This window comes from Clostridioides sp. ZZV15-6383 (assembly GCF_020657735.1).
In the GTDB taxonomy this organism is placed as follows: domain Bacteria; phylum Bacillota; class Clostridia; order Peptostreptococcales; family Peptostreptococcaceae; genus Clostridioides; species Clostridioides difficile_D.
On the sequence record NZ_JAGWCV010000001.1, the window covers coordinates 152,520 to 176,080 of the forward strand.

Annotated in this window: 17 protein-coding genes and 1 other annotated feature; of the genes, 4 read left to right on the plus strand and 13 right to left on the minus strand. The window is 29.1% G+C overall.

Annotated elements, in window-relative coordinates; genetic code table 11:
* Nucleotides 1-301: 301 nt before the first annotated feature.
* The 7 genes from KGF42_RS00655 to KGF42_RS00685 all read right to left on the minus strand — a co-directional run bounded on the left by KGF42_RS00655 (nt 302) and on the right by KGF42_RS00685 (nt 8,927).
* Nucleotides 302-985, minus strand: a complete 684-nt coding sequence (locus KGF42_RS00655; protein WP_227820754.1) for a YoaK family protein — start codon at nt 983-985, stop codon at nt 302-304.
* A gap of 280 nt (nt 986-1,265) precedes the next feature.
* Nucleotides 1,266-1,856: a cell division protein ZapA gene (zapA, locus tag KGF42_RS00660; RefSeq protein WP_227825517.1), complete on the minus strand. Its 591-nt coding sequence runs from the start codon at nt 1,854-1,856 to the stop codon at nt 1,266-1,268.
* 23 nt (nt 1,857-1,879) lie between these two features.
* Nucleotides 1,880-4,273: a phenylalanine--tRNA ligase subunit beta gene (gene pheT, locus KGF42_RS00665; RefSeq protein WP_227825518.1), complete on the minus strand. Its 2,394-nt coding sequence runs from the start codon at nt 4,271-4,273 to the stop codon at nt 1,880-1,882.
* Between the two features lie 16 nt (nt 4,274-4,289).
* Complete coding sequence (gene pheS / locus KGF42_RS00670) at nt 4,290-5,309, minus strand: phenylalanine--tRNA ligase subunit alpha (RefSeq protein ID WP_227825519.1); 1,020 nt, start codon at nt 5,307-5,309, stop codon at nt 4,290-4,292.
* 49 nt (nt 5,310-5,358) lie between these two features.
* Nucleotides 5,359-5,593: a binding site (T-box leader), on the minus strand.
* 218 nt (nt 5,594-5,811) lie between these two features.
* The gene (locus KGF42_RS00675) at nt 5,812-6,609 is read right to left on the minus strand and encodes a TrmH family RNA methyltransferase (RefSeq protein WP_227820756.1); all 798 of its coding nucleotides are present in this window, start codon (nt 6,607-6,609) and stop codon (nt 5,812-5,814) included.
* A 185-nt stretch (nt 6,610-6,794) separates the two neighbouring features.
* Complete coding sequence (locus KGF42_RS00680; RefSeq protein WP_107594706.1) at nt 6,795-7,466, minus strand: potassium channel family protein; 672 nt, start codon at nt 7,464-7,466, stop codon at nt 6,795-6,797.
* A gap of 84 nt (nt 7,467-7,550) precedes the next feature.
* Nucleotides 7,551-8,927 (minus strand): TrkH family potassium uptake protein, encoded by a 1,377-nt coding sequence (locus tag KGF42_RS00685; protein WP_079739928.1) that lies wholly within the window; start codon nt 8,925-8,927, stop codon nt 7,551-7,553.
* A 429-nt stretch (nt 8,928-9,356) separates the two neighbouring features.
* Here KGF42_RS00685 and KGF42_RS00690 point away from each other — a divergent pair, with 429 nt between their 5' ends.
* The 3 genes from KGF42_RS00690 to KGF42_RS00700 all read left to right on the plus strand — a co-directional run bounded on the left by KGF42_RS00690 (nt 9,357) and on the right by KGF42_RS00700 (nt 13,725).
* Complete coding sequence (locus KGF42_RS00690) at nt 9,357-11,099, plus strand: peptidase M3 (protein WP_227825520.1); 1,743 nt, start codon at nt 9,357-9,359, stop codon at nt 11,097-11,099.
* Between the two features lie 318 nt (nt 11,100-11,417).
* On the plus strand, nt 11,418-12,236 hold the full coding sequence (locus KGF42_RS00695) for a MerR family transcriptional regulator (protein WP_227825521.1): 819 nt from the start codon (nt 11,418-11,420) through the stop codon (nt 12,234-12,236).
* Nucleotides 12,237-12,903: 667 nt separating this feature from the next.
* Nucleotides 12,904-13,725 (plus strand): metallohydrolase, encoded by an 822-nt coding sequence (locus KGF42_RS00700; protein ID WP_227820760.1) that lies wholly within the window; start codon nt 12,904-12,906, stop codon nt 13,723-13,725.
* A gap of 421 nt (nt 13,726-14,146) precedes the next feature.
* Here the strand turns inward: KGF42_RS00700 and KGF42_RS00705 are convergent, their stop codons facing one another.
* The 3 genes from KGF42_RS00705 to KGF42_RS00715 all read right to left on the minus strand — a co-directional run bounded on the left by KGF42_RS00705 (nt 14,147) and on the right by KGF42_RS00715 (nt 18,698).
* Nucleotides 14,147-14,926: an SDR family NAD(P)-dependent oxidoreductase gene (locus tag KGF42_RS00705; protein ID WP_227820761.1), complete on the minus strand. Its 780-nt coding sequence runs from the start codon at nt 14,924-14,926 to the stop codon at nt 14,147-14,149.
* A 176-nt stretch (nt 14,927-15,102) separates the two neighbouring features.
* Nucleotides 15,103-16,962: an ABC transporter ATP-binding protein gene (locus KGF42_RS00710; protein WP_227820762.1), complete on the minus strand. Its 1,860-nt coding sequence runs from the start codon at nt 16,960-16,962 to the stop codon at nt 15,103-15,105.
* Nucleotides 16,962-18,698 (minus strand): ABC transporter ATP-binding protein, encoded by a 1,737-nt coding sequence (locus KGF42_RS00715; RefSeq protein ID WP_227825522.1) that lies wholly within the window; start codon nt 18,696-18,698, stop codon nt 16,962-16,964. Before KGF42_RS00715 ends, KGF42_RS00710 begins: the two co-directional genes overlap by 1 nt.
* Before the next feature lie 267 nt (nt 18,699-18,965).
* Here KGF42_RS00715 and KGF42_RS00720 point away from each other — a divergent pair, with 267 nt between their 5' ends.
* Nucleotides 18,966-19,844 carry a LysR family transcriptional regulator gene (locus KGF42_RS00720; RefSeq protein WP_227825523.1) on the plus strand — a complete coding sequence of 293 codons (879 nt, stop codon included), beginning with the start codon at nt 18,966-18,968 and terminating at the stop codon, nt 19,842-19,844.
* Between the two features lie 298 nt (nt 19,845-20,142).
* Here the strand turns inward: KGF42_RS00720 and KGF42_RS00725 are convergent, their stop codons facing one another.
* The 3 genes from KGF42_RS00725 to KGF42_RS00735 form a co-directional block, all read right to left on the minus strand.
* A complete protein-coding gene (locus tag KGF42_RS00725; protein ID WP_227825524.1) occupies nt 20,143-22,056 on the minus strand; it encodes a metallophosphoesterase in 1,914 nt (637 codons plus the stop codon).
* Nucleotides 22,057-22,222: 166 nt separating this feature from the next.
* Complete coding sequence (tnpA, locus tag KGF42_RS00730) at nt 22,223-22,558, minus strand: IS200/IS605 family transposase (protein ID WP_227820765.1); 336 nt, start codon at nt 22,556-22,558, stop codon at nt 22,223-22,225.
* A 318-nt stretch (nt 22,559-22,876) separates the two neighbouring features.
* Nucleotides 22,877-23,422, minus strand: a complete 546-nt coding sequence (locus tag KGF42_RS00735) for a hypothetical protein (protein WP_227825525.1) — start codon at nt 23,420-23,422, stop codon at nt 22,877-22,879.
* Nucleotides 23,423-23,561: the final 139 nt, after the last annotated feature.

Sequence of the window (23,561 nt, forward strand, 5' to 3'; positions counted from 1 at the left end):
ATATTGAATCTATATACTACTTACTATATTTTAAATACTTCCATTAATTTATACAAGAATTATTTATACTTGATGTATTTCAGTTAACATATACATTACTTAATCTTATTTTAAATATTTCCATTAACTTATACACTACTTATTTCACTTAGAATACTTAGCTTAACTTATACACATTACTTACTTCACTTAATTTGTACACCACTTGATATATTTAATATATATTAAATAATTTATATATTACTTACTATATATAAAGTATATCAAATAATAGCTTCATTTTTTGTAAATTTTCATAAAGCTAATTTTCATTAAATGAATCATCTTTATTGATAAACATAATTCCAAAGACTACTGCCAAAATAAAGAAACATATTAGTATTGATTTTTCTACGAAAATTTTTGTAAAAAAAGTCCCTAAAATAGCTCCAAATATAAAGAATATAATAATAGCATAATACTGCAAACTCTTTTTTATCATAAAAATATTCTTAGTATGTATATAATGAAATAATGTTTCTGTAGCACTTCTTAAATTTCCAGTACACATTGTCGTTGCAAAACTATTTCCATTTACCTTTCTAAAACTCTCCACTTGCATTGAACAAATAAAAGAAATAGCAACATTTACAAACATATTAAATCTTCCTCTAGGAACAAATGAAACAATAAGTATTGTAATCATTTCAATTATAATGATTACCTGACGCCAATGAATCTTTGCATTATTATTTGTAAAATACTTTCTTATATTCTCTGCTATAAACACACCTAACATAAATGCCAAAATAGGAATCAAATAATAAAACGATTCCTTTATATTGCCTTTCGCTATATTAAGCCCAAATAAAACTATGTTTCCAGTCTGTGCATTAGCAAAGACTTTACCTCTTACTACATAAGTATAAATATCTAAAAATCCTCCTGTTATTGCCAATAAAGAACATAAGAAGAATGATTCAGACATCTGACTCTTGCTTGTCATATATAAACCTCTCACTTTCTAATGATAGATACCAACTAAACCTCCCATGACTAAAGTCACAGGATTCCTGCTTCATAGAATTTTGCATACTAAAATATGTCTTACCTATTCTCCACAGGCTATCCCCGTAGTTCCTACGATTATTACATAAGTTATCTATTATCAAAATTATTTTAAATACTGTTTTTCATTAACATATAAAAATTATTTATACATCATTTATATTTATACATTAAAAGAAGCTGTCTCAAAAAACAAGAGAGACAGCAAATCTTTTAATTTATTCCACGTTTTTTACATCATTATCTAACCCTGTACATTTTAGCTGTAAATCATAAGCTTTGTTTTGAAACTCAGAAGCTAAGTTTTCAGCTATAGTAGCTCTTTCATTTGCTTCTTCAAGTTGAGTACTTAACTCCTCAATCTTGCTTTTATAAGCATCTAACTCGGCTCTAGAACCTTCTGTCGTATTACTAAGTTCGAATATTTCTTGCTTTTTATTTTCTATAATCTCAATTAACTCTTTCATCTTAGCTTCAGATTCACGATTTTCTGCTTCTTTTTCTGCTATTGTAAGCTTTAAAGACTTGATTTCTAATTGAAGTTCTTCATTAGATGCTCCAACCTTCTTACTCAATTCCTCATTAGCTTTAATCAACTTTTCATTCTCATCTGAACATTCAAATAAAAGGTCTGATATATTTAATGCAGTCAATATCGCAGCAACTGATAAGCTTAATTTCGGGTTTTGACGTGTTATTTTATCCATTTCTTTGTCTACAAAATCAGCAATACTAATCATAAACTTCTCTGATTTGTCTCCAACCATTGGATATTCAGCGCCATGGATTTTAACCATTACTTTGTTCATCCTAACCTCCCCGACATTAGTTGTTAATTTGATCTTAAGTTAGCATTCAATTTTTCGCTTAATTCACTTAATATCTTATCATGCACCTTAGCTACATCTTCATCTGTCAGAGTTTTATCCTTACTTCTATAAGTGATTGAATATGCAATTGACTTGTATCCATCTTCTATTTGAGAACCTTTATAAACGTCAAATAACTTGTAGCTCTCTACTAATCCTTGACCATTTTCCTTTATTATATCTTCTATTTGTTTTACAAATATATCTTCTTTAACAATAAGAGCTATATCTCTTGATGTAGATGGATATTTTGGTAATGGTACATAATTCTTTGTTCTATCAGAATTATCAAATACAAAGTCAATATCTATTTCAGCCACATAAACTCTTTGACCTAGATTGTAGTTTTCTATAACATCTGGATGCAATTCACCTAATGTACCTACATATTTATTATTATACACTATTTTAGCACATCTACCAGGGTGGAAGGTAGTATTATTATCTTGAGGTTCAATTTCATAACCTTTAAATCCGACATTTACAAGTATAGTTTCTACAGTTCCTTTTAATGCAAAGAAATCAACATCTTTACCATACATACCTATACACATTCTATTTTCTTCCTTAGGTAACTCTGAGTCTTGTGGTATAAATATATGGCCACACTCAAAAGCATATACTTCTTCTATTTTATGAGATACATTAGTTGATAAAACATCTAACATATTTGGTATTAAAGTAGTTCTCATTACAGAAGTTTCTTCTCCTAATGGGTTAAGTAATTTAACAAAATTTCTCTTCGCATTACCTTCTGGTACTCTTATCTTATCTACTCCCTTAGGGCTTACAAATGAATATGTTAATATTTCGTTTAATCCTACAGCAGTTGAATTATTTTTTAAAGCATCCATGAATTTTTGTTTTGAAGTTTTGATTCCTGCTGTCGTATTCCCTTCTAATTGTACAGAAGGTATGTTTTCAAATCCATAAATTCTAGTTATTTCTTCCCATACATCAGCTTCTTGTTCCATATCTGTTCTAAAGCTTGGTACATCTATTTCTAGTTTATCATCAGCTACTAAATTACATTTAAATTCTAATGATTCTAAAATTCCTACAAACTGCTCCATTGGTACATCTACGCCTAAAAGATGGTTAATTCTTTGAGGATTTACTACCAATTTTTTAGGTTCTGGTTTATTTGGATAAACATCTACAACACCTTTTAAAACTTTTCCTGCTCCTAACATTTCAACAAGTTGTGCAGCTCTATTTGCTGCTATTTCTGCAAGATTAGGGTCTAAATCTTTTTCATTTCTTGAAGATGCTTCTGACCTAATACCAACTTTTTTAGCTGTCATTCTTATATTTTCTGGTTTGAAATTAGCACTTTCAAAAAGTACAGTCTTTGTGTTGTCAGTTATTTCTGAGTTAGCACCACCCATTACACCAGCTAGACCAAGTGATTTTTCTCCATTTGTTATAACTAACATATCTTTATCTAACGTTCTCTCAACATCATCTAATGTTACAAGTTTCTCTCCATCTTTAGCATTTCTTACTACTATTCTTCCAGTCTCTACTTGATTTATATCAAAAGCATGAAGTGGTTGACCAAGTTCTAACATTACGAAGTTTGTTATATCAACTATGTTGCTTATAGGTCTTACTCCTGCTTCTGTAAGTCTTCTTTGCATCCAATATGGAGAAGGTTCTATTTTTACATCTGTAACCATTCTAGCAACATATCTTCTACATAAATCTGGATTATCTATTTCAACTTTGAAGTCTATCTCTTCATCACTTTCTTTTACTTCGATTTCAGGATATTTTACTTTTGTACCTATAGTTGCAGCTGCTTCTCTAGCTATACCCATCATACATTTACAATCAGGTCTGTTTGAAGTTAATTCAAAATCTATTAAAGCATCATTTAATCCCAAAACATCTTTTATATCTTTTCCTAATTCATAAGAATCTTCGTGGTCTAAAATATATATACCACCTCTTTTGTACTCTTCAATGTAATGTTCATCTATACCTAGTTCAGCCGCTGAACACATCATACCATCTGATAATTCACCTCTGAAATCAGTCTGTTTGATTTCAACCCCTCCAGGTAATTTAGAACCATTTACAGCTACTGGAATATAATCTCCTTCTGATATATTTGTAGCTCCTGTAACTATTTGAACAACTTTATCTCCAATATCTACTTTAGTTACAACTAACTTATCAGCATTTGGATGTTGCTTTATTTCTAAAATCTTTCCAACCAATATATTTTCTATTTCTTCACCATAATAATCTATTGTTTCAACTTTAGTTCCTGTCATTGTCATTTTATCAGCGAACTCTTTTACATCCATGTCTATATCAACATAGTCTCTAAGCCATTTTAAAGATACTAACATCTACATACCCTCCTAATTAAAATTGATTTAAGAATCTCATATCATTTTCAAATAATAATCTAATATCATCTATTTCATATTTAAGCATTGCAAGTCTTTCAACCCCAACTCCAAATGCAAATCCGCTATAAACTTCTGGGTCTATTCCACAATTTCTAAGCACATTTGGATGAACCATACCTGAACCTAATATTTCTATCCAACCTTCATATTTACACATTGGGCAACCTTTACCACCACATTTAAAACAAGTAACATCAACTTCTGCACTTGGCTCTGTAAATGGGAAGTTGTGAGGTCTAAACTTAGTTTTGATATCAGAACCAAACAATTTTTCAACGAAGATATCCATAGTTCCTTTGAACTCTGCCATAGTAACATCTTTTCCAACAACAAGCCCTTCTATCTGATGGAACATTGGTGAATGTGTCGCATCTGGCGAATCTGACCTAAAACATCTACCTGGTGCAATTACTTTTATTGGTAACTCTTGACTTCTCATAGTTCTTACTTGAACTGGAGATGTTTGAGTTCTAAGTAATACTCCATCATTGATATAGAATGTGTCACTCATATCTCTTGATGGATGGTCTTTAGGAGCGTTCAAAGCATCAAAGTTATTTTCAACAGTTTCAACTTCTGGACCTTCTGCTATAGAGAATCCCATTCCGATAAATATATCTGTTACTTCATCTATAATTTGAGTTATTGGATGTTTCTTTCCAACCTTTAAAACTTTTCCTGGTTGAGTAACATCTATTACTTCTTCTCTTAATTTTCTTTCTTTTTCAATAGCATTTAGTTCTTCTTTTTTAGAATTTATGATAAGTTCAATATGCTCTCTTACCTCATTGGCAACCTTACCAACCACTGGTCTTTCTTCTGCAGATAATTTACCCATTTCTTTAAGTATGGCAGTTATCTCACCTTTTTTTCCTAAGTACTTAACTCTTAAACTTTCTACACTTTCTATGCTTTGTGCCTCTTTTATTTCAGCCAAAGCTGCTTCACGTAAAGCAAGTAATTTTTCTTGCACACATATCACCCTTTCGTTTTTTTGTATAAAAAAAGCCCCTCAATCCCTGTCTAGGGACGAAAGGCTATAGTTTCGCGGTACCACCCTAGTAGTTTAACAATTTAAAAATCATCAAACCACCTCTAACAAACTTAACGCGTTTTTGACGTCAAAGCCTACTATAAAATTTCAGCTCTGTTACTCCAGAGGGAACTTCTCTTGACCTCTTAGAAAACACTCCCAGCCTAGGTGTTTATCTCTTTACTAAGTTTAATCAAAATACTTTCCTCTTTCATTGCATTTACAATATTATATTGTTTATTTTAGTATTATATCATTTCCATTCAAATTATGTGACTATTTTTAATATACATCTAATACATAATTAATTCAATTATTTTTTAAATATAATATACATCTAATATAGAATTAATTCAATTATTTTTTTTAATATATTGACTATTTTTGATACTCTACTATTTAATTCAAGATTATAACATGACATTATATTTATTACAATACATTAAATTAAGTATTTTTTTATTTCATACATCAGTATAGCAGAGCTTATTGCAGCATTTAACGACTCAGCTTTACCATATATAGGTATCTTAACCAAAATATCAGATTTTGATACAAGTTCTTCATTTATTCCATTTGCTTCGTTTCCTATCACCAAAGCTACTTTTGAGCCATAGTCTATTTTATCATAAAAATTATCTGTATTTAGGTAACTTGAAACTATATTAAAATCCAATGATTTAAGCATGTCCACAGTTTCATCTTGTGAAGCATTGATTATATTCATATCAAAAATAGAACCCATAGTCGACCTAATTACTTTTGGGTTGTATATATCGACACATCCCTTTAGCGCTATTATGGCATCTACTCCAGCAGAATCAGCAGTTCTTATTATAGTACCCATGTTTCCTGGGTCTTGTATTCTATCTAGAATCAATACAAATTTATCTTTTTTATCTATACTTTCTCCTAATTTTCTTTCTTTAAACGAAACCACACCTATTATACCTTGAGTATTTTCTGTATCCACTAATTCTTTAAAGTTTTTATTAGTAGTCTTATATATCTTTGTGTTTTTTTTATCTAAATCGTCTAATAGTTTTACATGTTCCTTCTTATTTTCAAAGTCCTCATTGATAAATACATAATCAAGATTTGCCATACACTCAAGTGCAAGTACTACTATTCTGTAACCTTCTATTATGAACTTTGACTCTTTATTCCTATTTTTTGATTTTAATAGTGCTTTTGTATACTTTAATTTCTCATTATCCTTACTGTTTATATTCGTAATCATTTTATCTAAATGCTAAATTTTTATGTTAGCACAACCTCCTTACTCTTTTTTAACTTAAAATACTCTTTACCTAATCTTACATCTAAATCCTACTTTTGATTAAATAAAAATAGTATCATATAACTATTCATAATTATATGATACTACCTACTTTCATTGCAATTAAATATATATTAAATAATAAATTATCTTCTTCTAATTATCCCCTTATTTCCAGATGTTATCGCTGTTATACTAGTGTTTTGACCGATTATAACTAGGATACTTCCAGCTATAAGTTCTTCATCTGGAGAAGGTGTAACATTTATATTTTTACCTGTTTTTATAGCAAGTACAGTTATCTCATACCTAGCTCTTAATTCAAGCTCTACAAGTGTCTTGCCAACCCAGCTATTTGGAGTTACGATTTCAACAATTGAATACTCTGGGTCAAGTTCAATATGGTCTAATATGTTATCAGAAACTAAATTATGAGCAACTCTTACTCCCATATCTCTTTCTGGGAATACAACTCTATCTGCACCAATTTTATAAAGTACTTTAGCTTGTAGTTCATCCTTTGCCTTACATATTATCAACTCTACACCCATTTCTTTGGCTATAAGAGTCGCCATGATAGATGCCCTTATATCAGAACCTATTGCAACTACTGCTACATCAAAGTTACCTAAACCTAATGACCTTAACGCTTGTTCATCAGTAACATCCACTATAAGTGAATGAGTTACCTTGTCAGATACACTCTGAACTGAATCTTCATTTTTGTCTATTGCCATTACTTGATGTCCTAAAAGATGCATAGTAGACGCAACTGAACTTCCAAATCGCCCACACCCAATGACTATATATTGCTTCATCTCGAAACTTCCTCCCTAATACACAATTTGTTTATATTACTACTTGATGCCTAACACCAATAAATTTTATTACTACTTGCTAACTTAACCAACCATAATTCTACCTTCTGCATATCTAACTGGTTGACTCTTTCTTTTACCTCCAGAAAGTATTGCCATAAATAAAGTAAGAGAACCAACTCTACCCATAAACATAAAGATTATTATTATAATCTTTCCTAGAGCATTTAAGTTTGGAGTTCCAGCTAAACTTGAACCAACTGTAGCAAGTGCTGATGTAACCTCAAACGCTGATTGAACTAGTGTAAAATTAGGCTGAGTTATTGAAATAATCAGGGTTCCAAAAATAACTGCTGATATACTAATTACAAATATACCTAGAGATTTTTTTATAGTTGATGGAGCTAATCTTCTTTCAAAAGCTTCTATATCTGATTTTCCTGATAGAAAACTTCTAACTGTAATTATTAAAACAGCTAATGTTGTTGTTTTTATACCTCCACCAGTTGATGCAGGTGATGCTCCAATAAACATCAAAATTATCATTACAAATACACTACTTTCTTGTAAAGTAGCTAAATCAAGAGTATTAAAACCAGCAGTTCTTGCCGTTACTGATTGAAATATTGCTGATAATACTTTTCCCTTTAAAGGCAAGTCCGCCATAGTAGCTTTTTGATTAAATTCTATAAGAAAAATAAATAATGCACCTACTAAAACAAGTGTCGCAGTTGAAAATAATACAACTTTAGAATGTACATTTAATTTTGAAAATCTTCTTTTTCTTACAATATCAAGCACAACAGGGAATCCTAGACCTCCAAGCACTATAAGTGCACAAACAGTCATTGATACTGTAAAGTTATTTACATAAGAATTTAATGATGTAAATGGTCCACTTACACTCCCCATTAAATCAAATCCGGCATTACAAAACGCTGATATTGCGTGAAATACACTATACCATATTCCTTTAGACAAACCAAATTGTGGAATAAAGACAGTTGATAAAACTAGTGCACCTATTCCCTCTATTGTTATGGTTATTATTAATACAAATCTTGTAAGTTTTACAAGACCCGACAAATCAGATTGGTTTAATGACTCTTGTATTAATAATCTTTCTCTTAGTTGTATTTTTTTTCGTGCCATAAGTGAAAACATTGTAGCTACGGTCATAAATCCAAGACCACCAATTTGTATCAATGTTATTATAACTATCTGTCCAAATAAACTCCAATAAGTTGCTGTATCTACCATAACTAGACCAGTAACACAAACTGCTGAAGTAGCCGTAAACAGAGCATCTAATAAGCCTATACTCTCTCCACTCTGTGACGCTATCGGGAGTGTTAACAACAATGCTCCAATTACAATAATCGCAGCAAATCCAGATACCATTATTTGAGTAGGTCGCATTCCATCTGCGTAGAGAATAAGTCTTCTAACTATTGTTTTCAACTTTCTTTATACCTCCTTAACATAAAATCACTACTGTTAAGACCTTTAATTTGTTTATTTTTAGAGCTTTCCTCTAAATTATTATTCTATTATAGTATAAATATTGTATAAAGACAATGATATGAATTTTTATAATTCTTGTTTGGAATATTTCAAATTTATATATATGTCTTTTAATTTAAATTGCACCAAAAACATCTATATTTTTTACATATAACAGGTCTAAAACTATCATAACTTTTACTATTTTGTACTTAAAATTTATTTATCATTTTACCAGAACAAATTTCATATACTTTCTTTGAAGTTGAATTTTTTATATTATTTATAATCTTATCTATATCTTTATGTTAAATTTTCTTAACATGCATTTTTTATATTTAATATAGTAAAATAATTAATAACTATATCCATGATTGGAGGATTTTTATGGTTAAATCCAAGAAAAAAATATTTGTTTTTCTAATTTTAATTGCAGTTTTTATTATATTTGCTTCATACATAAGAAATTATACTAATGATACAAAAAAAGATTCTGCTAGAGGAACTATTCCCTTTGAAAAAATGGAATATAAGCGTCCTGATATAAAGTCTATTTGCGAAAATATTAACATGTATAGCGATAAACTTTTAACATCTAAAACCGCCAAAGAACAATTAAATTTATTTAATGAAGTTGATAGGATTTATCAAGATTTTTATAGTACACTTACTATAGCAAAAATTAGAAACAATATAGATTCATCAGAAGAATTTTACTCTAAAGAATACAAGTATCTTATGAGTAAATCAGTTGATGTTGACATGTCATACAAAGACTTTCAAGATAGATTTGTAACTTCTAAATACTCTAAAGAATTAGAAAAAGAACTTGGAAAAGATACATTTAATTATCTAAAGAACATTGGGAAACTTAATTCTAAAGAAGTTGAAGGTCTACTTAAAAAAGAGCAAGACCTAGTTGTAAAATATGAAGACTTGTTATCTAAGTCTACAGTACCAGTAGATGATATAGAGATAGACTTTGAAGAAGCCTTATCAAGACCAAACCTTAGCCCTGAAGAATATGTAAAAATTTATTCAGATTACTTAAAAAAATACAACCCTATATTTGGTAATATTTTTTTAGAACTTGTACAGACAAGAACTGAAATAGCAAGTAAGCTAGGATTTAAAAATTATATAGAATATGCTTATATGAACCTAAACAAAGACTATTCTCAAGAAGAAGCTAAAAAATTTAGACAAGATGTAAAGGAGTACATAGTACCATTATATAGAGAGATTTCATCAAAACCTGCTGATTCTTCTATTTATATTAAAGTATATAAGAATCGCTCATTTAGGAAATTTGATAAGGTACTTGAAGATATATCTCCAAAACTAAAAGAGAGCTTCGACTATATGAAAAAATATGACTTGTACGATTATTCTTCTGGAAAGAATAAATCTCCAGGAGGATATACTACTTATATAACTAAGTATAAAGCACCTTTTTTGTTTAATACATGGGACAATTCTTTTTTAGGGGTTACTAGTTTTGCTCATGAGTTTGGTCATTTTTATAATTACTACAACAGCATTAATCTAAATAATAAGATACAGCCAAGTATAGACATATGTGAAGTTCATTCAACATCTTTAGAAATTCTATTTTACAAATATTTTGATGATTTTTTTGGTAAACAATCTGAAGCTATAAAAAAAGAACACTTATCAATTGTTCTAAATACTATTATTGACGCTTGTCTTTATGATGAATTTCAAGAAATTATATACAAAAATCCATATATGAGTTTAAATGATATAAATAAGTTATTTTTTAATTTAGAGGAAGAATATGGAGTATCCAATAATGTACTTAAAGAAAAGAATGCTCCATTTTGGATACTTGTATCTCATAACTTCCAAGTTCCTTTTTATTACTTGAGTTATGGTCTTGCTTCTGACGTATCACTTCAGATATGGGAACTGTCACAAAATGATTACAGAAAAGCAGTTGGTGTATATATGGATTTTTTAAATCAAAACACTGATGCTGGATTTAAGGATGTGGTAGAAAAGGTGAATTTACAATTACCTTTCCAAAATGGGAATTTAGAGGAAATAAGCTCTGCTTTATATGATTATTTTGGCATAGATAATCCACTTGAGCTAAAAAATGCTTCTTAATTTCTAATACTTTGTATTCATTCTTAAGATTTAATATTAGCTTTTAACAGGTAATACTTATTTTTAAGATTTAATATTAGCTTTCAACAAGTAATACTTTTTAATATACAATATTGACTACATTATTAATGTTTAATAAAATATACTGATAAAGACGTCAGAAATTTTAAAAACTCTTATCTTTAGAATTTCTGACGCTTTACCTATTAATATAATATTTTTATTTTTTCATATATATAATTAAAAGGATTATGGAAATCAATAAAAATATACCTGTAAAAATTAAGCTAAAAATACCTTTATAAAGGAGACAAAAACATGTTTAGGATAGGCGATTTTTCAAAGCTAAGTAAAATTAGCATTCGTATGCTACGTCATTATGACGAAATTGGACTTTTAACTCCTTCTCATACGAATAAAACGAATGGATATAGATACTATAGTGCAGACCAACTTTCTACTACAAATAGAATCCATGCACTAAAAGATATGGGCTTTAGCTTGTATTCTATAAAAGAAATTTTGACAGAATACAACGATAAAGAAAGTCTTATAAAATATCTAAATATCCATCATTCTCAAGTAAAAGAACAATTAGAAGATACACAGAAAAAACTACTGAAAATAGAAACTACTATTAAAAGAATTGGAGGAAATGATACTATGAAAAACTATGATGTAACTGTAAAGAATTTTGCACCAAAATATATGATGACACTTAGAAGGGTTATACCAACTTATCAAGATGAAGGAATGTTATGGCAGCAAGCATTTTCAGAGACAAAAGACCAGAATGTCCAAATTGAATCTCCAAATCATTCTAAAGCAGTCTTTTATGATACTGGATATAAAGAAGATTATGTAGATGTTGAAGTACAAGTTGCTGTATCTGGAAAGTATAAAGATACTGAACATGTTAAATTTAAGACTGTACCAAGTGTAACTGCTGCAACTGCAATTGTTAATGGAAATTTCAATCAAGTTGCAGATGCTTGTGAAGCTATTGGTACTTGGATATCAGACAATAATTATGAGGTGGATGCTCCTATGTTTAATATTTATCATATAAGTCCTGGTAACGACAATAATCCTGATAATTGGGTAACAGAGGTATGCTTCCCAGTTAAAAAGAAGTAACTTTATCTTATATATTAATTGGATAGTATCTTAATTTGTCAGATAAATTCACTATAAGATTATGTACAAATACTTATAATTTAATTAAAATAATATCTTAATTTTCCAGATAAATTGCTTATAATATTATATATAAGTACCTATAATTTAATTAAGATATTATCTTAATTTGTCAGATAAATTTATTATAAGATTATATACAATCCTTATACTTTAGTTAAACATATTTGAATTACTGATATAAATTAGTTTTTGTAATAAAACAATAAAAGAGTAAAGTACAAATAATTTCTTTGTACTCTACTCTTTTTAACTGTTTTGGACAATGGTACAATGATAATCATAAAAAATTATATCTTCCATTCTATAGAAATATGCTCGTTAGTAGTATGTATACTGGTAATAAGTGTATTACATCAAAATTACATGAACCTTGTATGAGAATCATATCTTATGACAAGAAAAGCGTCTTATCAATATTGGATAAGCCACTTAGACTTTAAACAAAGTAAATTTTATATAAGATATTGAATATATAATATAAAAATTCTCTACTATTCTTTCATATTTACATGTGATATAATTTATTAACTCAAAATTTTGTTAAGCAATTGTAATTGTAGAATATTTATATAATCTAACACTTTAATAAGGTGGTGTAATAACTTTGAAATTAAAAATTATTGGTAGTGGCGGTATGTCAATTATTCCAAGTTCATTTTGTAAATGCAAAATATGTGAAGAAGCTAGGCAAAAAGGCAGAAGATATGAACGATTAGGACCAAGTCTATATATTGATGATATAAAAATGTTGATAGACACGCCTGAAGATATTGCAGTAGCCTGCAACAGACAAAAAATATCGGAAGTAAAACATCTTTCAATTTCTCACCATGACCCAGACCATGTTAAAGGTATTAGAATTGTCGAAAAAATCGGCTGTGACTTTATCACAGGCGAAAATATGCCCATTGGTTTTTATGCGCTTCCTGAAGTAATTGAAGATATAAACCGAACGAATCTAGATTGTCTTAAATATTATGGCGATGTTTTGAATTGTATTTCTGTTAATGAAACTTCACATATAAAGATAAATAATTTTGATATTGATTTGATTAACAACAATCCAGACAGGAATATAACCTTCTATGTTATCAAAGAAAATGGAAAAAAAGTCATATACGCCTGCTGTAATCCCAAGCCGTTTACTCATAATGATATGTACTTTGACGCAGATATTTTAATAATAAGTTTAGTTTCTGATGATGGCATATTAAATGGTGGTACAGAACTTAAAGACACACCATTTAAAGATGAAATATTTACTTTAGATGAGATTATTGAAATTAAAAACTATTATAGAATTAAAAAGATTATAGTTACACATATTGACGAAATGTGGGGGAAATCATATGGTTATTACAGTGAATTAGAGAAGAAACTTGATAATATTTACTTTGCATATGACGGTATGGAAATTATAGTATAAAGCATAAAATAATAATTATAATACAAAATCAGTAAATTTCAATTTAATAGTGTAGTCAAAAGAAGTGACTTCAAACTATCACTGCTTTTACCTGTATAAAAATTCAGCCATACATAAATTAAAATCAAAATATAGTTTATCTACATTCTAAACGGCTTATCAACATTAGATAAGCCGCTTTGTCATGGCTTTGTTTGTTCGTGGAAAAGTCTAGCATAGTTTATCACAATCGTGATTGAAACTGTAGCCCATACTCCGTTTGGATTTGATAAACTCTGGCAGGTCAGGAGCTATTTTCAATTTTTCGCAAAGCCGACTAATTTGTGCAGATATTATTTCACTTGTGTTTTAAACAGCAGTATTTTATCTTGTCTACCATTGTGCAAAACGTATAACCTAAATAGAACATCATCTAAAACCCTTATTCCTTAATATGCTGTTGCTTTAACCATACCTTCATCATTATCTTTTGAGGCAATAGTTTTGCTAATAAATGACTGGCTTTTGTATTGATACCATACACAGAAATATCTTTATTTTTCTTTGTATCCTTCAATGCTTTTTTAGCGACAACATCTGGAGTTACTATGCCTGAGAAATTTTTTGTCCCTTTTTTAGCGACAACTATACCTCTCTTAAATAGGTTTGTACTCATCCACCCTGGGCATACAACAATTGCATTTATTCCTTTACTTTTAAGTTCAACATTTAATGCTCTTGTATAATTTCTTACAAATGCTTTAGTTGAACTATAAATATTTTGATATGGCAATGGCTGGAATGATGCTTGTGAAGAAATATTTATGATATGACTTTCCTTTTTCATATATGGAATACATATAAGTCCCAATGCTACAACAGCACTAATATTTAAATCAATCATATTAATAGATTCATCTATACTCAAATCATTGTATGAACAGAACTTTGCAAAACCTGCATTATTTATAAGGTACTTTATACATATATTTTCTTTATTTAAAAGGTTATCAATTTCTTTTACTTCTTCTAATTTTGATAAGTCTTTTGAAAAAACTTTTACTTTACTCCCAAATTCATCTACTAATTGATTTAATCGTGCCTTGTTTCTTGCGATTGCCCATATCTCTGTTATTTCCTCCTCATTTATTAATAACTTTAGAAACTCCTTACCAAAACCACTATTAGCACCAGTTATAATTGCAATCTTCTTATAACTCATAATTTTTCTCCTTTAAAGTAAGTTTATACATTCAAACTTGTAAACTTATTTTTTACAAATAAAACGCCCTCTATTCAGGCGTTATATTCATATCATTTTCAATAAATGATAAAGGGACTTTTAATTACTTTACTAATTTATACAAAAATACACTATAAAAATTATAATCTATACTCTTATTCTAACTCAAATGACCCTGTATAAAGACTATGATAAACTCCTTTTTTATTTATTAACTCATCATGATTACCTCGCTCTATTATTCGTCCATGTTCAAGAACTATAATTGCATCTGAATTTCTAACAGTGGACAATCTATGTGCTATTACAAAAACAGTCCTACCCTTCATAAGATTGTCCATACCTTTCTGTACCAACGTTTCTGTACGTGTATCAATAGAAGATGTAGCTTCATCAAGAATCATCACTGGTGGATTTGCAACTGCTGCACGAGCAATCGAGATTAATTGTCGTTGACCTTGTGAAAGACTTGCACCATTTTGTGTTAATATAGTCTGATATCCATTTGGCAGTCTGGTAATAAAATCATGTGCATTTGATAGTTTAGCAGCCTCAATACACTCTTCATCTGTAGCGTCCATCTTACCATATCTTATATTATCCATAATTGTTCCTGTAAATAAGTTGACATCTTGTAAGACAATGCCCAGTGAACGGCGTAAATCTGTCTTTTTAATTTTATTGATGTTGATATCATCATATCGAATTTTCCCATCTGCTAAATCATAAAAACGGTTAATCAAGTTTGTAATAGTAGTTTTTCCAGCCCCAGTTACACCAACAAATGCTATTTTTTCTCCTGCTTTTGCTTCCAAAACTATATTGTGTAATACTAATTTCTTTTCTGTATATCCAAAATCAACATCAAAGAACTGAATATCCCCTTTTAATGGAGTATATGTTATTGTACCATCATGATGAGGATATTTCCATGCCCATATTCCTGTATTATCAGTTGTTTCAATTAATTTACCATTATTGAATCTAACATGTACTAGTGTGACATATCCATTATCTTTTTCAGGTTCTTCATCAATTAATTCAAATATACGTTCTGCTCCTGCCAACGCCATAGACATCATACTAATTTGCTGTGCAATCTGTGAAACAGGCATACAAAATGTTTTTGACAAGTTCAAGAAAGCTACAATCATTCCAACCGTAATAGAACCTACACTATGTAATGCCATAAGTCCTCCAAAAAGAGCAATTAACACATATTGGAGATTTCCAAGTTGCATAACGGTTGGCATAAGTATATTACCATATTTATTTGCTTGTGTAGAATCTAAACATAAATTATTATTCTTTTTATCAAACTGTTGTTTTGCCTCTTCTTCATGGCAGAACACTTTAATAACTTTTTGACCATTTATCATTTCTTCAATATAACCTGTGATATTGCCTAGTGTTTTTTGTTGTTTTATGAAATATTTTGCACTTATACCACCAATCTTTTTGGTAGCTATACTCATAATGACTGTAACTATTAAAACTAAGAGTGTCAAGGGTACATTACTTATAAACATAGAAATCAATATAACAACTACTGTAATAATAGCTGAAATAAATTGTGGCAATGCCTGTGAAATAAACTGACGCAATGTGTCTGTATCATTTGTGTAATGACTCATAATATCTCCATGTGTATGAGTATCAAAATAACGAATAGGAAGTTTTTGCATATGTATAAACATGTCATCTCTAATCTCTTTCAAAGTTCCTTGAGAAATCTTTACCATAATTTTATTATAGAGAAACGTTGCGACAACCCCTAAGATATAAATACATGCCATTAGAAGAATTGTATATAGTAATCCACTAAATGATGGATTATCTTCAAGCAAAAGTGGAGTGATATAGTCATCAATCAATATTTGCAAAAACAAAGAACTTATAACAATAGTACAAGAACTAAAAAGAATACATATAACAACTGTACCAAATAAAACCTTATGTCTCCCTACAATATAAGATAACAGTCGTTTCCATACACTAAGTACTTTTGTTTCCATTACTTATCATCTCCCTTCGTTTGTGAATCATAGATTTCTTTATAGATTACATTTGTTTTTAGTAACTCCTCATGTGTACCATACCCATTGATTTTACCACTATCCATAACGATAATATAATCAGCATCTTCCACTGAGGAAATACGTTGTGCAATAATAATTTTTGTAGTTTCTGGTATTTCCTCGCTGAATGACTTTCTAATCATTGAATCTGTTTTTGTATCCACTGCACTTGTAGAATCATCAAGTATTAAAATCTTTGGTTTTTTTAACAAAGCTCTTGCAATACATAGTCTTTGCTTTTGACCACCAGAAACATTTGTCCCTCCCTGTTCAATATATGTGTCGTATTTATCTGAAAATGTCTCAATAAAAGGTTTTGCCTGTGCCAATTTACAAGCATGTATCATTTCTTCTTCACTAGCAGATTTATTTCCCCAAAGAAGATTATCTTTAATTGTCCCAGAAAACAACTCATTTTTTTGAAGAACCATACCTACCTCATTACGAAGTGTAAATAAATCATAATCTTTTACATTTATACCTCCTATTGTAATTTTTCCCTCTGTAACATCATAAAGACGTGGTATTAACTGTACCAGTGAACTTTTCCCACTTCCAGTTCCGCCAATAATACCTAATGTTGAACCAGCTTCTATATGAAATGAAATATTTTTTAGACATTCTTTTTCTTTATCATCCACATAACTGAAACATACATTATCAAAACTTATTTCTCCATTTTCCATATGATATACAGGAGTATCACCATTTCTTAATGAACTTTCTTCATCCAGTATTTCTATAATCCGTTCAGAAGAAGCTCTTGCCATATTAATCATGACCATAACCATAGATAACATCATAAGACAATTAAGAATATTCATGGCATATGCAATTAAGCTAGAAAGTTCTCCTGTAGTCATTGTAATTGCATTACTTGAAACTATCATCTTTGAACCAAACCAACAAAGTAACAGTGTACAACAATATATAGAAAACTGCATTAATGGCATATTATATGCAACAATTCCTTCAGCTTTTCCAAATGTCTTGTATATTTTTTCTGAAACACGCCCAAATTTTTTAATTTCAAATTTTTCTCTTACAAAGGATTTAACTACTCGTATACCTGTAAGATTTTCCTGCACAACTCCATTTAAGTCATCATAAATATTGAATACTCTTTCAAAATATGGATGTGAACAGTTTACAATTAAATATAGACCAATCCCAAGAATCGGAATTGCAATTAAAAATATAAAGGATAAGTTCACATTAACCATAAATGCAGCAATCAATGAAAATACAAGCATAAGTGGAGCACGTACAGCCACACGAATAATCATCATGTAAGCATTTTGAACATTTGTAACATCTGTAGTTAATCTCGTCACCATACTGGAAGTTGAAAACTTATCAATATTAGCAAAAGAATAACTCTGTATTTTATAATACATATCCTTTCTTAAATTTTGTGCAAATCCAGCAGAAGCAGTAGCACAAAAACTTCCAGAAAGGATTCCAAAACATAACCCTAAAAGCACACAAACAATCAAAATCGTACCAAATTGTATTATAGTTTGTGTATTGTTCCCCCCAATTCCCTCATCAATCATTTCCACCATAATCATGGGAATCAAAATTTCCATTAAAACTTCCAACACAACAAATACTGACGTTAGTATGGAGGCATTTTTATACTCTCTAATAGAACAAGCTAATTTTTTTATCATACTCTATCTCCTTTTCTAATTAATTTTTAAGATGTTGACTTATTCTAAGTTTTATCAGACAATTTCAATTATCTATAATTCTATGACTCAATTTTCATTTATTCTGTATAGAAATGGATATACTTAGATGCCTAATATTTAGAATTTTATCACGAACGGTTTTGAATGAGAATTTCAAAAAACGCAATAACATTAGATAAAATCTAATGTTATCTTGAAATCATATCATATTGCAATTATACTTTTAATTAGAAAGGAAGGTGCTCTATGAATACTCAACAATTAGAATGTTTCGTCTGTGTTGCTGACAAGTTAAATTTCACAAAAGCAGCTGAAGAACTTTTTTTATCTACCCCTACAGTTACTCATCATATCAAAAATCTAGAGGAAGAATTAGGTGTGAAATTATTTATACGAACTTCAAAAATGGTACGATTGACAGAAATGGGAAACATGTTTTACAGTGATGCCAAGGACATACTCAACAAAATAGAAGTATCACAGAAAAAAATAGCAAAAGCTACTTCTAAAAATACTTCTTTTTTACGTATTGGATGTTCTAGTTATGCTGAACTCAATAAATTACAAAGTATATTGTCAGACTTACGAATTGCCTTTCCACAAGTATACCCTTTAATCTTTGTCGAGGATTATTTTAAGCTTAAAAATTTGTTTAACAATAAACATTTAGATATTATACTTTCAACAAGAGAAATGATTAGGGATATGAAGGAGTGCTCTTTTAAGAAATTAAAGAATACTAGAAATTATGCTATTATGTCTCCACAATCTACCCTTGCTGAAAAAGATAGTTTAACTTTTGATGATTTAAAGACAAACTGTCTAATTATATTGAATCCTAAATTTATACCATTTCAACATGGGAATATATTACAAGAAAAAATAACATTACATTCCCAAAGCCATTTTAATATTGTATGTGAAAATGGCCAAGCAAGTATCCTACTTGCAAATTGTGGATATGGTATAGCAATATTACCTGAACACTGTATACCAACAGAAAGTGATGGATTTATTATTCGTCCAATTATTGAACATGCTATCATTGAATATGGTATCGCATATCAAAAAAATGTAAAAGAAAAATATATTCGTTTTTTTATAGATAATTTTGCTTGTTTATAAATAAAAATAAGAAAGAAGAACCTTAAATATAAAGGTTCTCCTATCTTATTTTAATATACAATTCTTTAGTTTTTTAACTATATCTAAGCTTATTTTTAATATAAACATATTCTCACCAATAAATTTGATATTACTATGTACCTAATTATATAATTATGATATAAATTTACTAAATTTTTATTGCTTACTTTATTTTATTGCTTTATTTTTATTATTTTATTTTAATTTATTGCTTTATTTTTATTATTTCACTTTATTTCTATTACTTATTTTAATGTATTGCTTTATCTTTATTAGCTTATTTCATTTTTATTGCTTTACTATATTTGTTAATGATGTTCCATTTACCATTTTCCTTTCTTAATTCAAGGCTTATTTTTGAATAATAATCCTCTCCAGATTGTGTTACTATAACCTCATCTCCAGACTTATTTTTGTAAATATGTTCTTCTACCTTATTTTTCGTATGACCTACGACAATAGCATCTATTCCCTCTACTGACATTGCAAGTTTTTTTACTTCACTGCTTGGATTTTTTAGAGTGACATTGTTATCTGAATGTACAACTATAACGATTACATCAGGATTTTCCTTTTGCATAACTTTTACCCACTCTTTTGCATCTTGTACTAGGTTGTTGGTATATAATTTTTCTGCATCTTTAGAAGTTTTCAAAGTCTTAGAACCTTTGCTTAAACTTAAGCCACTTAAGTCTTTTTCATCCTTATCATTATCTTTATCAGTAGTAGTAAGACCTAATACCCCAACCTTTATATTTCCTTCCCTAGTTTCTACATTATGAATTATATACGGTTTTACATAATTTTCTCCAGATTCATCATATATATTAGCCGATAAAACGGGTATCTTCATTTCCTCAAAGTTTTCTATAATATAATCCAATGTAGATTTTTTTTCTTCAAAATTATCTTTATCGAATGTAAATTCATGACTACCAAGTACTACAGCATCATAACCAAGATATACAATTGGCCATTCGTTTATTTTTTTATGTATACCTTTATTTTCATTGTACTGCCACTCTTTAGCCCATTTAGTCATTTCTTTTGTATTAGTATTTAGAAAATCTCCAGTATCTATAAATATAGGTTGAACAGCCCTATCTCTTTCACTAAACAAATTAACTGCCATTTCATCTGAACATTTTGGATTTAGACCAGATGTTGTGATTATATTTACTTCTTTTCCAAACACTTTTAATTCACTATATTTATCTTTTATAAACCACTTATCATTCTTCTTATCTAACTTGAAATTAATCTTTGATATACTATTACCATGAGCTCCAGGCTGTGTTACTATTACTTCTTCGCCAGAACTATTTTTATATGTGTGTTGCTCTATTTTTTTATGCGTATGACCTGCTACAATAACATCTATTCCCTCTACAGTTGTTGCTAGTTCTTTTATTCTATTTCCTGGATTTTTAGGTTTTTTTGGTTCTTCACCTGAATGTACAATAGCAATTATTATATCTGGATTTTCTTTTTTCATAACCTTTACCCACTTATTCGCATCTTCTACTAAATCATTTGCATATAATTTCCCTTTATATTGAGGTTGCTCCCCAAGTTCTCTAGCTTTTTTATCTTGCTCGAAATTTTTAAATCTTGAACGTTCTCCTACTTCTTTTATAGTCAGACCAAGTATTCCAACCTTTACATCTCCCTTATCAGTCTTTACATTTTTCATTACATACGGCTTTACATAGTTTTCTCCAGATTGTTCATATACATTTGCTGACACTAATGGTATGTTATTATTTTTAAAATCAGAAACCAATTTATCAAGGCTTTGCTTGTCATTAGAAACAAATTCATGATTTCCAAATGTAACTGCATCATATTTCAACTTTGCCATTTCTTTAGCTATGGGAACCTCACCTTCACGTGGTTCAGCTATTTTTTTGTACTCCGGTATACCATCTTTAAACCTCACTAATTTTTGTCCAGTAAACCACTTGTTCATTTCACTACTTTGCATATCAAAAAAATCACCTGCATCTACCATAAGCAGATTCTCATCATATTTTCTTTCTTTATCCACATAAGAGACCAAATTATCTGGAATAATTGAATGTAAATCACTTGTAGCGAGTACATTGATTTCTGTATCTTTAGTACTTTGACATCCTACGAGTAATACTATTAAAAATATTATTAGTGCTACTATAATAAATTTTATTTTCATAAAAGCCTCCCCCTTAGATTTTTGGATGATAATAAAATTTAATATCATGCTTTATCTTTATTATAATAAGTTTGTACTATTTATTATACTAAAAGAACTATACGTAAATTCCTTTTTAATCAAATCTACATATAGTTCTCAATATTTTTTATTAGTCAAACAAGACTTACTCTAGTGCACTTAAATTATCAATTAAAACTTTCCCTAGTATACTCACAATATATTTACTACAATGTTTGAAATTTTCTCTTAATACTCTTGAACTAAAACCTTTTACTACTTTATGGATTCCAAATTGTGGGTCACATGATATTACTAAATGAACATGGTATTTGTCTATTTCCATTTCTATTATTTCTGCTTCAAGTTCATCTGCTTTATATGTTATTATCTCCTTTAACATCTTTTCTACTTCGCCAACTAAAACAGGTTTATGATACTTAGGACAAAATATTATATGATATTTACAATCATATGTTATATTTCCGTTAGATTTATACATAAAACCTAACACCTCCTACACATAATCTATCATTCGTAGTGTTAGGTTGCAAGTATTATTCTGACTTTTATTTATATTAAGACCTTGCCTTTCATCCCCATATCTAAAGAAGGGGGCTTTTCTGCAATTTTATTGTAATTAACCTCATAAGTTTCAGCCCCTTTACTTTAAATATATCATATATATACAATTTTTCCTTAAATATATCATATCACTTTATATGTCAGCTTGATATACATTTTATTGTATACACTAAAATAAAATACTATAAATAAAAATAACAGCTCAACATAAAAATCAAACTGTTATTTTTATCTTCTATTTGCCTTCATATTCTTTAGGTGGCGTAATTATTAGTCCTATAGAATGCATTCTTCTACCTTTTTCCTGTGAATTATTTTTCAGAGGTTCTAGTATACTAGCAATCTTTTTGCTTGCTTCAACTATCTCATCAATACTAGCATATACTGGACAGACAGAAAATCCTAAACCATCTTTTATAATATCCTTTTCCTTCCTTTCAGCATACTCATAAAATTCTCTTAAAAATCCCATCATATATTGAGTAAACAGTTGGGCATATTCTTCTCCAGAATTTTCATCTATAATTTTGTTCACATCATTAGCTATATCTAGTTTCATAGCATATACTTTTTCAACAGTTCCCCTTATTTTATTTTCTTCAACCACTTTTATAATGTCATCTTCCAGCATTTTATTAAGATAACGATAAAGTGTGGCTTTTGATATATCTTGAAATTTTTCTCCTAATTGTTTAGCTGTAGTTCGACTATTTGAAAAAATTTCAAGTATTAACTTGCATTTAATTGGGTTTACAAAACAATCCATCAGTTTATCATTCATATTATATTCCCCCTGTATACGTTCTTAATAAGATAATATTATCATGTTGATAATATTAATTCAAGATTGATTGGAAATTTTATACATATATCAATGTCGCTTTTACGATAACTTTTTATAATTCTCATAAATAATTGTA